A 13,161-nucleotide genomic window follows, 5' to 3' on the forward strand; every position below is an offset into this window, starting at 1 on the left:
GTGGTCGTCGGCTTGGTGGTCGTCTTTGGCGCCGCGCTCTTCGGCACCGTCGTTTCAGCCCTCGGCGTGGTGGTCGGTGCGGCCTTGGTCGTCTGCACCACGGTCGTCGTCGGTGCCACGGTGGTGACGACGCGTGATGGGGTAGCCACTGGCGGGGGAGGTGGGGCGATGACGGCTGGCGCCGACGTGGTCGGCTCCGCGGACGTGGTCTCGACATTGGCCGGGGTGTCGTCGCTCTTCGACGCCGAGCGCACCGCCTTGACGCCGACGAACCAGGCGATCAGGACGACCGCAATGACGCCGCCGATCGCCGCCGAGAGGCGCAGGCGTTTGCCGGCCTCGGCGGATTCGCCCTCATCGTCGTACTCGCCGGTTACCGGTTGCGCGACCGCCGTGGTGACATCGTGATCGTCGACGTCGTCGTGCGGCATCACATCTGGGGTGGCCGCGAGCGCGTGGCGGTTGGCGCCGGGCGCGGCCTCAGTCGGTGCCGGCTCCACGACCTTCGGCGTTTCGACGAATGCCGTCGCTTTGGTGTCGCCGTTGGCGGTCGCCTCGTGGAAGATGGACGCCGCCCGAACCTCCGAGGTGGCGCGGATGTGGGAGCGTGTGCCACCGGTCGATTCGAGCGCCTTGGTGAAGTCCCGACATCGCCGGAATCGGTCGACTGGATCCGGTGCGAGTGCGCGGGCGAAGATCGCGTCGAAGTGCGTCAGGTCGGGCCGGATCTCGCTCGGCCGGGGCGGTCGATCGTTGAGTTGCCGGTTGACCACCACGGACGGATTGAAGTGGGCGAACGGCGGTGCACCGGTCAGCAGATGGAAAGCGCTGGCCGCCAACGAGTATTGGTCGACTCTGCCGTCGAGTTCCTCGCCCATCAGCTGTTCGGGTGCGGTGTAGCCAGCGGTTCCGATGAACATGCCTGCGCGGGTCAGCGTGTTGTGCGCGCCTTCTGGTCGCGCTACACCGAAGCCGGTCAACGCAATTCGTCGTCGGTCCGTTGTCGACTTGTTGACCAGCATGCGGCCGGGATTGACGTAGCGGTGCAGCACGCCGCGGTCGTGTGCGTAGTCCAGGGCGTCTGCGATCGCGGAGACGATCTCGATCACCATCCGCGGCGGCATGCCGTCGAGATGGCCGTCGCCCAGGAACTCGGCCGAATCCGACCCTTCGATGTACTCCGTGCAGATCCACAGCTGGTCTTCGAACTCGCCGCGGTCGGTGAGCCCGACGATATTCGGATGCCAGAGTGCCGCCGCCAGGTCGGACTCCTGGTTGAACCGGACTCGGTAGTCCAGGTCGACTGAGATCTCGGCCGGAATCAGGTGGAGCACTTGCTGGCGGGGGAGTCGCGGGTGCTCGGCAACGTAGAGCTCACCGAACTCTTCGTACCCGAGCGGCCGAACGATGTTGAATCCAGCGACCGTCGCTCCGATAACCAGCGGCATGGGAAAATGGTACAGACCGGCGGCGCAAAGCCCGGGGATGCGGGGGCCGGGCAGAGAATGTCCCAGTGAGTGCGCCCCCAAGCCGGCAGGCCAGTGTGGCCCGTGTGCACCGGCGCCGTCGAATGTCGGCGCGTGATCGGCCGGATTCGTCACGGTCGCGCCGCGCAGTCTCGTCGGCGTCGGGCCGAGCAGCCCGGTACGGCGCAGCTTATCCAGATAACGATTAGGTAACAATACTGCCTTGATCTGCGCAGTTATAGCTACTCAACCGTAACCGCCCGCACGCAGCAGGTTTGGTCCGGGCGCTGTGAGCGCCCGCTGAGCGGACTGTTACCCAGCCCACCGTTACTCGCGCGTAGTACTCACCAGTAACCGAAATGGGCCGGAAACTCCCAGATTTCTTATGACACTCTTAGTGCAGCCGATGATGCCCATTTGGCGCGACCCGCCGGGAGCCGGGTCGGCTGAGTCGCGCCGGGTTGGACCGGGGGCCCGATCGGGATTGACGGGATTGACGGACAGCGTGGCTCTGCCTGTGAGCAGAACAGCGCAATCGAGGGAGATGCACACGTGACGATCTATGAGCACCATCGAGTGTCCGCTGACCGCGACGGAGTCTCCTCAGATACTCATGCGCTCGTCGATCGTCTGACGGCCGGCGAGGCCTACGCGGTTGCGTTCGGCGGCCAGGGCGGTGCCTGGCTGGAGACGCTGGAAGAACTGGTCTCGTCGTCCGGGATCGAATCCGAACTGGCGACCCTGGCCGGCGAGGTGGACCTGTTGCTCGAGCCGGTGGCCAACGAGCTTGTCGTCGTGCGTCCGATCGGCTTCGAGCCGCTGCGCTGGGTGCGCGCGCTGGCCGCCGAAGACCCGGTTCCGTCCGTAAAGCACCTGACCTCGGCGGCGGTATCACTGCCGGGCGTCCTGCTCACCCAGATCGCCGCCATCCGCACGCTGGCCCGCCAGGGCATGGACTTGCTGGCCACCCCGCCGGTGGCCGTCGTCGGGCACTCGCAGGGCATTCTCGCCGTCGAGGCTCTGAAGGCCGCGGGAGCGCGCGACGTCGAGCTGCTGGCGATGGCACAACTGATCGGCGCGGCCGGCACGCTGGTGGCCCGTCGGCGCGGTATCTCCGTGCTCGGCGATCGCTCGCCGATGGTGTCGGTCTCCGGCGCCGACACCGAGCGGATCTACCAGCTACTCGAAGACTTCTCCCAGGACGTCCGCACCGTATTGCCGCCGGTCCTGTCGATCCGCAACGGCCGGCGCTCGGTCGTCATCACCGGCACCCCCGAACAGCTGTCCCGCTTCGAGCTGTACTGCACGCAGATCTCGGAGAAGGAAGAATCCGACCGCAAGAACAAGATCCGCGGCGGCGAGGTGTTCGCGCCGGTCTTCGACACGGTCCAGGTCGAGGTGGGCTTCCACACGCCGAGGCTCGTCGACAGCATCGACATCGTCGGCGACTGGGCCGAGAAGGTCGGCATCGACGTCGAGCTGTCTCGCGCGATGGCCGAGGCGATCCTGGTCCGGCCTGTCGATTGGGTCGACGACGTGATCGGAGTCCACGAGGCCGGCGCCCGCTGGATTCTCGACCTGGGCCCCGGCGACATCTTGACCCGGCTCACCGCACCGGTCATCCGCGGACTGGGGGTCGGCATTGTGCCGGCGGCGACCCGTGGCGGCCAGCGCAACCTGTTCACGGTCGGAGCGGTTCCGGAGGTGGCCCGGCCGTGGTCGAGCTACGCGCCGTCGGTGGTCTCCCTGCCCGACGGGCGGATCAAGCTCTCGACGAAGTTCACCCGGCTCACCGGTCGGTCGCCGATCCTGCTGGCGGGGATGACCCCGACCACCGTCGACGCCACGATCGTCGCCGCCGCGGCCAACGCCGGGCACTGGGCCGAGCTGGCCGGCGGCGGGCAGGTCACCGAACCGATCTTCAACGACCGCATCGAGCAGCTGGCCGGGCTGCTCGAACCCGGCCGTACTTACCAGTTCAACGCGCTGTACCTCGACCCGTACCTGTGGAAGCTGCAGGTCGGCGGAAAACGCCTGGTGCAGAAGGCCCGCCAGTCCGGGGCGGCCATCGACGGCCTGGTCGTCAGCGCCGGCATCCCCGAACTGGAAGAGGCCGTCGAGCTGATCGAAGAGCTCAACGAGATCGGCATCTCGCACGTGGTGTTCAAGCCGGGCACCGTCGAGCAGATCCGCTCGGTCATCCGTATCGCCACCGAAGTGCCGACCAAACCGGTCATCGTGCACATCGAGGGCGGACGCGCCGGCGGCCACCACTCCTGGGAAGACCTCGACGACCTGCTGCTGGCCACCTACTCCGAACTGCGCGCGCGGCCCAACATCACGGTCTGCGTCGGCGGCGGCATCGGCACACCCGAGCGGGCGGCCGAGTACCTGTCCGGCCGCTGGGCCCAGGCCTACGGATTCCCGCCGATGCCGGTCGACGGCATCCTGGTCGGCACCGCCGCGATGGCCACCCTGGAGGCCACCACATCGCCGTCGGTCAAGCAGATGCTGGTCGACACCGGTGGCACCGACCAGTGGGTAGGCGCCGGAAAAGCCCAGGGCGGCATGGCATCTGGGCGCAGCCAGCTCGGCGCCGACATCCACGAGATCGACAACACCGCCTCTCGTTGCGGCCGGCTGCTCGACGAGGTCGCCGGTGACGGCGACGCGGTCGTCGCGCGGCGCGACGAGATCATCGCCGCGATGGCCAACACCGCCAAGCCGTACTTCGGCGACGTCGGCGAGATGACCTACCTGCAGTGGCTGCAGCGCTACGTCGAGCTGGCGATCGGCGACGGCGACAGCACCGCAGACACCGCCGCACCCGGCAGCCCCTGGCTGGCCGACACCTGGCGCGAGCGGTTCGGGGCGATGCTGCACCGCGCCGAGGCGCGGCTGCACCCGCAGGACTCCGGTCCGATCCACACCCTGTTCGCCGACCCCGATCTGCTCGAGCGTCCTGACCAGGCGATCGCCGCGCTGGTCGCGCGTTACCCGGACGCCGAGACCGTGCAACTGCACCCGGCCGACGTGCCGTTCTTCGTCACGCGGTGCAAGACGCCGGGCAAGCCGGTGAACTTCGTGCCGGTGATCGACAAAGACGTACGCCGTTGGTGGCGCAGCGATTCGCTGTGGCAGGCCCACGACGCCCGCTACGACGCCGAACAGGTCTGCATCATCCCCGGCACCGCAGCCGTCGCCGGCATCACCCGGCTCGACGAGCCGGTCGGCGATCTGCTGGACCGCTTCGAGCAGGCCGCGATCGACGACGTGATCGCCGCCGGTGCAACACCGATCCCGGTCACCGCGCGCCGGCAGGGTCGCATCGACGTGCGCGGGCCACTGGCCACCGTGCTGGATGCCCCAGATGTGTTGTGGGCCGGTCGTGTTGCCACCAACCCGGTGCACCGGATCGCCGACCCGGCCGACTGGCAGGTGCACGGTGATTTCAGCGGACCTGACGAGCCACGGGCGACGCACTCGTCGACCGGGGCACGCCTGCAGATCGAGGACGACCAGGTCGTCCTCAGTGTGCCGATCTCCGGTAGGTGGATCGACATGCGATTCAGCTTGCCCCCCAGCACAATGGATGGCGCGATTCCGGTGATCCGCACCAAGGACGCGATCGAGGCCATGCGTTCGGTGCTGGCGATCGCCGCCGGCGCCGACAGCCCCGAGACCCTGCCTCGGGTGCACAACGGCACCGCGACCGTGACCGTGCACTGGGACCCCGAACGGGTCGCCGACCACACCGGCGTCACCGCGATCTTCGGCGAGCCGCTGGCACCGACCCTGTCCACCGTGCCCGACGCTCTGGTCGGCCGCTGCTGGCCGGCGGTCTTCGCGGCCATCGGATCCGCGGTCACCGGTGCCGGTGTCCCGGTCGTCGAAGGCTTGCTGAGCCTGGTGCATCTCGATCACGCCGCGCACCTGGTCGCCACGTTGCCGAAGGTTCCGGCCGAATTGACGGTCAACGCAACCGCTTCGGTCGCCATCGACACCGAAGTCGGCCGCGTTGTCCCGATCTCGGTGACCGTCACCGACGCCGACCGCACTGTGCTCGCCACCATGGCGGAGCGGTTCGCGATCCGCGGCCGCACCGGACCCGCCGAGCTGACCGACCCGCTGCGGGCCGGTGGCGCGGTGTCCGAGAACGCCACCGACACCCCGCGGCGTCGCCGCCGCGACGTCACGCTCACCGCGCCGGTCGACATGCGGCCGTTCGCGGTGGTGTCCGGTGACCACAACCCGATTCACACCGACCGGGCGGCCGCCCTGCTGGCCGGTCTGGCAGGGCCGGATGGCGAGGGGCAGCCGATCGTGCACGGTATGTGGTTATCGGCCGCTGCGCAGCACGTCGTCACCGCGACCGACGGACAGGCCCGGCCGCCGGCCCGGCTGATCGGCTGGACGGCCCGGTTCTTGGGTATGGTCCGTCCCGGTGACGAGGTGGCCTTCCGCGTCGATCGGGTCGGAATCGACCGGGGCGCTGAGGTTTTGGAAGTCGCTGCCCGCGTCGGGTCGGACCTGGTGATGTCGGCGACGGCGCGGCTGGCCTCGCCCAAGACGGTCTACGCGTTCCCGGGCCAGGGCATTCAGCACAAGGGCATGGGTATGGATGTCCGCGCCCGCTCCAAGGCCGCCCGCAAAGTGTGGGACGACGCGGACTCCTACACCCGCCAGACCCTGGGCTTCTCGATCCTGCATGTGGTGCGGGACAACCCGACCAGCCTGATCGCCAGCGGCGTGCACTACCAACACCCCGAGGGCGTGCTGTATCTGACGCAGTTCACTCAGGTGGCGATGGCGACCGTGGCCGCTGCCCAGGTTGCCGAGATGCGCGAGCAGGGCGCGTTCGTCGAGGATGCGATCGCCTGCGGTCATTCCGTCGGTGAGTACACGGCGCTGGCCTGTGTCAGTGACGTCTACGGCCTGGAAGCGTTGCTGGAGACGGTGTTCCAGCGCGGTTCGAACATGCACGACATCGTGCCGCGCGACGAGTTAGGTCGGTCCAACTACCGGCTGGCCGCGATCCGCCCGTCGCAGATCGATCTCGACGACGCCGACGTGCCGGCCTTCGTCGAGGAGGTCTCACAGCGCAGCGGAGAATTCCTGCAGATCGTCAACTTCAACCTGCGCGGCTCGCAGTACGCGATCGCCGGCACGGTCCGCGGTCTGGAAGAGCTCGAGGCCGAGGTCGAGCGTCGTCGCGAAATCTCTGGTGGCAAGCGGTCATTCATTCTGGTGCCGGGTATCGATGTGCCGTTCCACTCTCAGGTGCTGCGGGTTGGCGTCGCCGAGTTCCGTCGCTCGCTGGAGCGGGCGATGCCGCGGGGCAAGGACCCCAAGGTGATCATCGGTCGCTACATCCCGAACCTGGTGCCGCGGCCGTTCAGCCTGGACCGCGACTTCATCCAGGAGATCCGGGATCTGGTGCCGGCCGAGCCGCTCGACGAGATCCTGGAAAACTACGACTATTGGCGCAGCGAGCGTCCGTTCGACCTGGCGCGCACGGTCATCATCGAGCTACTGGCCTGGCAGTTCGCCAGCCCGGTGCGTTGGATCGAAACCCAGGACCTGCTGTTCACCGAAGAGGCCGCCGGCGGTCTCGGTGTGGAGCGGTTCGTCGAGATCGGCGTGAAGTCGGCGCCGACCGTGGCCGGGCTGGCCACCAACACCCTGAAGCTGGCCGAATACGCCCACAGCACAGTGGAAGTGCTCAACGTCGAGCGCGACGCCGCGGTGCTGTTCGCCACCGACACCGACCCCGAGCCGGAGGATGTGCTCGGGGAGGCTTCGGCGTCCGACGCTGTCGCGTCGGAAGGCGCGCCTAGCCCTGATGTCGCCCCCGCCGTCGCTGCGGCGCCCGCCGCAGCTCCGTCGGGTGCTCCACGCCCCGACGACATCGGCTTCGACGCCGCCGACGCCACGCTGGCGCTGATCGCGCTGTCGGCCAAGATGCGCATCGACCAGATCGAGGAGCTGGACTCCATCGAGTCCATCACCGACGGTGCCTCGTCGCGGCGCAACCAGTTGCTGGTCGACCTCGGTTCGGAGCTCAACCTGGGTGCCATCGACGGCGCGGCCGAGGCCGACCTGGCCGGGCTGCGGGCGCAGGTGACCAAGTTGGCCCGTACCTACAAGCCCTACGGGCCAGTGCTTTCCGACGCGATCAACGATCAGCTGCGGACGATCCTCGGGCCGTCCGGCAAGCGTCCCGCCGCGATCGCCGAGCGGGTCACCAAGACCTGGGAACTCGGCGAAGGCTGGGTCAAGCACGTCACCGTCGAGGTGGCACTCGGGACTCGTGAAGGCACCAGCGTCCGTGGCGGCCCGCTGGGCAACCTGCACGAAGGTGCGCTGGCGGATGCCGCCGCGGTGGACAGCGTAATCGACGCCGCTGTCACGTCCGTGGCGGCCCGCCGGGGCATCGCGGTCGCGCTGCCGTCCAGCGGTGGTGGCGGCGGTGCCACCGTCGACGCCGCCGCGCTGAGCGAGTTCACCGAGCAGATCACCGGCCGCGACGGCGTGCTCGCCTCGGCGGCGCGCCTGGTACTGGGTCAGCTCGGCCTCGACGAGAAGGTCAGTGTACCGCCGGCCGCCACCGACGCCGAGCTGATCGACTTGGTGACAACCGAACTCGGCTCCGACTGGCCGCGATTGGTGGCGCCGGTGTTCGACGGCAAGAAGGCCGTCGTATTCGACGACTGGTGGGCCAGCGCCCGCGAGGACCTGGTCAAGCTGTGGCTGGTCGACGAGGACGAAGCCGACGCGGACTGGGCGCGACTGTCGGAGCGCTTCGAGGGTGCCGGCCACGTGGTCGCGACGCAGGCGACCTGGTGGCAGGGCAGGGCTTTGGCGGCCGGACGTCAGATCCACGCGTCGCTGTACGGGCGGATCGCGGCCGGCTCAGAAAATCCGGAACCCGGTCCGTTCCACGCCGAGGTGGCCGTGGTGACCGGCGCGTCGAAGGGCTCGATCGCCGCGTCGGTGGTTGGCAAGCTGCTCGACGGCGGTGCCACCGTCATCGCCACCACGTCCAAGCTCGACGACGAGCGACTGGCGTTCTACCGGAACCTCTACCGTGACCACGCCCGCTTCGGTGCCTCGTTGTGGGTGGTGGCGGCCAACATGGCGTCCTACTCCGACATCGACGCGCTCGCCGAGTGGGTTGGTAACGAACAGTCCGAAAGCCTTGGGCCGCAGTCGATTCACATCAAGGACGCCAAAGTCCCGACGTTGCTGTTCCCGTTTGCGGCGCCGCGGGTGGCGGGTGATCTGTCCGAGGCCGGTGCGCGCTCGGAGATGGAAATGAAGGTGCTGCTGTGGGCGGTGCAGCGACTGATCGGCGGCTTGTCCAAGATCGGCGCGGAACGCGACATCGCCTCGCGGCTGCACGTGGTGCTGCCGGGCTCGCCCAACCGCGGCATGTTCGGCGGCGACGGCGCCTACGGTGAAGCCAAGTCGGCGCTGGACGCCGTGGTCACCCGTTGGGGAGCCGAGTCGTCATGGGCGCGGCGCGTCAGCCTGGCGCACGCGTTGATCGGTTGGACCCGCGGCACCGGCCTGATGGGCCACAACGACGCGATCGTCAGCGCGGTCGAAGAAGCTGGTGTGACAACGTATTCCACCGACGAGATGGCCGACATGCTGCTCGGCCTGTGCAATATCGAGTCCAGGGCGGCCGCGGCGATCGCGCCGATCAACGTCGACTTCACCGGCGGTCTCGGCGACGTCGAGATCGACATGGCCGAGTTGGCCGCGAAGGCCCGCGAGGAGATGACCTCCGAAGTGGCAGTCGATGAGGATGCGGCTAGCGAAGGCACTATCGCCGCGCTGCCGTCACCGCCGCGTGGCTTCAGCCCGGCCCCGCCGCCGGTGTGGGACCGGCTCGACCTCGACCCGTCGGAGTTGGTGGTCATCGTCGGCGGCGCCGAACTCGGCCCCTACGGCTCGTCGCGGACCCGCTTCGAGATGGAGGTCGACAACGAGCTGTCGGCCGCCGGCGTTCTCGAATTGGCCTGGACCACTGGCTTGATCAAGTGGGAGGACGACCCGACCCCGGGCTGGTACGACACCGCGTCCGGTGACCTGGTCGACGAGGCCGAGTTGGTCGAGCGCTACCACGACGTCGTGGTCGAGCGGGTGGGCATCCGCGAGTTCGTCGACGACGGCGCGATCGACCCCGACCACGCATCGCCGCTCATGGTGAGCGTCTTTTTGGACAAGGATTTCACGTTTGTCGTCTCTTCGGAGGCCGACGCCCGCGGGTTCGCCCAGTTTGACGCCGAGCACACGGTGGTCCGACCGGTTCCGGGTTCCAGCGACTGGGAAGTTACGCGTAAGGCGGGCACCGAGATTCGCGTGCCACGCAAGACCAAGCTGTCGCGGACCGTCGGCGCGCAGATCCCGACCGGGTTCGACCCGACGGTATTCGGCATCAGCCAGGACATGGCCAGCTCGGTCGACCGGGTGGCGCTGTGGAACATCGTCGCGACCGTCGACGCGTTCCTGTCGTCGGGCTTCACCCCGACCGAGCTGATGCGCTGGGTGCACCCGGGGCTGGTGGCCAGCACCCAGGGCACCGGTATGGGCGGTATGACGTCGATGCAGACCATGTATCACGGCAACCTGCTGGGCCGGAACAAGCCGAACGACATCCTGCAGGAAGTCTTGCCGAACGTCGTTGCCGCCCATGTGATTCAGTCCTATGTGGGTAGCTACGGCGCGATGGTCCACCCGGTCGGCGCGTGCGCCACCGCAGCGGTGTCGGTCGAGGAGGGTATGGACAAGATCCGCCTCGGCAAGGCCGAATTGGTGGTCGCCGGTGGGTTCGACGACCTGACGCTGGAGGCCATCATCGGCTTCGGTGACATGGCGGCGACTGCCGACACCTCGATGATGCGCGGCAGGGGCATCAGCGACGCGAAGTTCTCCCGGCCCAATGACCGGCGCCGGCTCGGCTTCCTGGAGGCCCAGGGCGGCGGGACGATCCTGTTGGCCCGCGGCGACCTCGCGGTCAAGATGGGCCTGCCGGTGCTGGCGGTGGTGGGCTACGCGCAGTCGTTCGCCGACGGCGTGCACACCTCGATCCCGGCCCCCGGCCTGGGCGCGCTCGGTGCCGGCCGTGGTGGCAAGGACTCGCCGCTGGCCCGGGCGCTGGCCAAGCTGGGCGTCGGCGCCGACGACGTCGCGGTGATCTCCAAGCACGACACCTCGACGCTGGCCAACGACCCCAATGAGACCGAATTGCATGAGCGGCTGGCTGATTCGATGGGCCGGTCCGACGGGGCACCGCTGTTCATCGTGTCGCAGAAGAGCCTCACCGGGCACGCCAAGGGTGGCGCGGCGGTCTTCCAGATGATGGGTCTGTGCCAGATCCTGCGCGACGGCGTGATCCCGCCGAACCGCAGCCTGGACTGTGTCGACGACGAACTCGCCGGCTCCGCGCACTTCGTCTGGGTCCGCGAAACCCTGCGGCTCGGGGGCAAATTCCCGTTGAAGGCCGGTTTGGTGACCAGCCTCGGGTTCGGTCACGTGTCGGGTCTGGTCGCGTTGGTGCACCCGGAGGCCTTCCTGGCGACTCTGGACGCCGAACAGCGCGCGGAGTACCGGTCACGGGCCGACGCCCGACTGCTCGCCGGTCAGCGCCGCCTGGCGTCGGCGATCGCCGGCGGCCGGCCGATGTACGAGCGGCCCGCCGACCGTCGCTTCGACCACGAGGTGTCCGAGAAGCGACAGGAAGCGGCGATGTTGCTCGACGCCCATGCACGGTTGGGCGCCGACGACGTGTACCGCTAGGTTTCTCCCAATGAGCCGCGTCGGCGGCCGGACTGTGCCCCGCAGGAGCGGGGCCAATGAGGAGGAGCGGCGCCGATGAGCATCGTCGGAGTGGGGATAGACCTTGTCTCCATCACTGAGTTCGCCGAGCAGGTCGACCAGCCCGGAACCATGTTCGCCGAAACGTTCACACCAGGTGAGCGGCGCGACGCCTCGGACAAGAGTTCGTCGGCGGCACGCCACCTGGCAGCCCGGTGGGCAGCCAAGGAGGCGGTGATCAAGGCCTGGTCCGGCTCCCGGTTCTCGCAGCGGCCGGTGCTGCGCGAGGACATCCACCGCGACATCGAAGTGGTCACCGACATGTGGGGGCGGCCGCGGGTACGGCTGACCGGCGACATTGCCACGCACCTGAAAGACGTGACGATCCACGTGTCGCTGACTCATGAGGCCGGCACCGCTGCGGCAGTCGCCATCCTCGAGCTGCCCTAGCTGGCGTCGAGATCGACGCCGGCGTGCGTCGCTCGCGCGGTTCTTCGCGCTGCCGTCGATTTCGGCTGAGCAAGCAACCACTAGCCTCGAGGCCATGAGCGATCTGGTCGAACGCGTCCGCGAGTTGTTACCGTCGGTGCGCGACGATTTGGAAAACCTGATCCGCATCCAGTCGGTGTGGGCCGACCCGGCCCGCCGCGACCAGGTGCACCGGAGCGCGCAGGCCACCGCAGACCTGTTGTCGCAAGCCGGTTTCGGTGATGTGCAGATCGTCAGCGAAGGTGGTGCGCCCGCCGTCATCGCGCGGCACCCCGCGCCGCCCGGCGCGCCGACCGTGCTGCTCTACGCCCACCACGACGTGCAGCCCGAAGGCGACCCTTCGCAGTGGGCGTCGCCGCCGTTCGAGCCGACCGAACGCGACGGGCGACTCTACGGGCGCGGCAGCGCCGACGACAAGGCCGGTATCGGAACACATTTGGCTGCGTTTCGGGCGCACGACGGCAAACCGCCGGTCGGGGTGACGGTGTTCGTCGAAGGCGAGGAGGAGTCGGGATCGCCGACGTTGGGTCGTCTGCTGGCCGCCCATCGTGAGGCCCTTAAAGCCGACGTGATCGTCATCGCCGATTCGGACAATTGGAGCACTGAGGTGCCGGCGCTGACGGTGTCGCTGCGCGGGCTGGCCGACTGTGTGGTCGAGGTGGCCACCCTCGACCACGGCCTGCACTCCGGCCTGTGGGGTGGTGTGGTGCCCGACGCGGTGATGGTGCTTGCGCGCCTACTGGCGACCATGCATGACGACGACGGCAATGTCGCGGTCGCCGGGCTACCCGAAAGCACCGCGGCGGCAGTCGATTATCCCGCCGACCGGGTTCGCGCGGAATCGGGTTTGCTGGCCGGGGTGAGCGAGATCGGCTCCGGGTCGGTGCCGCAACGCATGTGGGCCAAACCGGCGATCACGGTGATCGGCATCGACACGACTTCCATTGCAGCCTCGTCGAATACGTTGATCCCGCGTGCCAGGGCCAAGGTGAGCATGCGGGTCGCTCCCGGCGGTGACGCGGCAGCGCACCTTGACGCTTTGAGAACGCATCTGGAGCAGCACGCGCCGTGGGGTGCCCACGTGACGGTGACGCCCGGCGACATCGGGCAGCCGTACGTCATCGACGCGTCCGGGCCGGTGTACGACGCGGCCAGGGCCGCGTTCCGGCGGGCCTGGGGGAGCGAGCCGGTCGACATGGGCATGGGCGGTTCGATTCCGTTCATCGCCGAGTTCGCCGCGGCGTTCCCGAAGGCGGCGATCCTGGTGACCGGGGTCGAGGACCCCGCGACGCAGGCGCACAGCACCAACGAGAGCCTGCATCTGGGTGTGCTGGAGCGAGCGGCGACCGCCGAGGCGCTGCTGCTGGCAAATCTGGCGGTCTAG

Annotated in this window: 4 protein-coding genes; 3 read left to right on the plus strand and 1 reads right to left on the minus strand. The window is 68.6% G+C overall.

All coding sequences use genetic code 11. The features are described from left to right. A partial coding sequence (locus tag ABDV69_RS13875) for a serine/threonine-protein kinase (RefSeq protein WP_343575274.1) occupies positions 1-1,448 on the minus strand: 1,448 nt, incomplete at its 3' end. Positions 1,449-2,018: 570 nt separating this feature from the next. Here ABDV69_RS13875 and ABDV69_RS13880 point away from each other — a divergent pair. The 3 genes from ABDV69_RS13880 (at position 2,019) to ABDV69_RS13890 (ending at position 13,161) form a co-directional block, all read left to right on the plus strand. Beyond that, positions 2,019-11,270 (plus strand): fatty acid synthase subunit beta domain-containing protein, encoded by a 9,252-nt coding sequence (locus tag ABDV69_RS13880; protein ID WP_343575275.1) that lies wholly within the window; start codon positions 2,019-2,021, stop codon positions 11,268-11,270. A 75-nt stretch (positions 11,271-11,345) separates the two neighbouring features. After that, positions 11,346-11,738: a holo-ACP synthase gene (locus tag ABDV69_RS13885; protein WP_343575277.1), complete on the plus strand. Its 393-nt coding sequence runs from the start codon at positions 11,346-11,348 to the stop codon at positions 11,736-11,738. Between the two features lie 94 nt (positions 11,739-11,832). Next, complete coding sequence (locus tag ABDV69_RS13890; RefSeq protein WP_343575280.1) at positions 11,833-13,161, plus strand: dipeptidase; 1,329 nt, start codon at positions 11,833-11,835, stop codon at positions 13,159-13,161.

The sequence above is a fragment of the Mycobacterium sp. genome (assembly GCF_039583785.1).
GTDB lineage: Bacteria > Actinomycetota > Actinomycetes > Mycobacteriales > Mycobacteriaceae > Mycobacterium.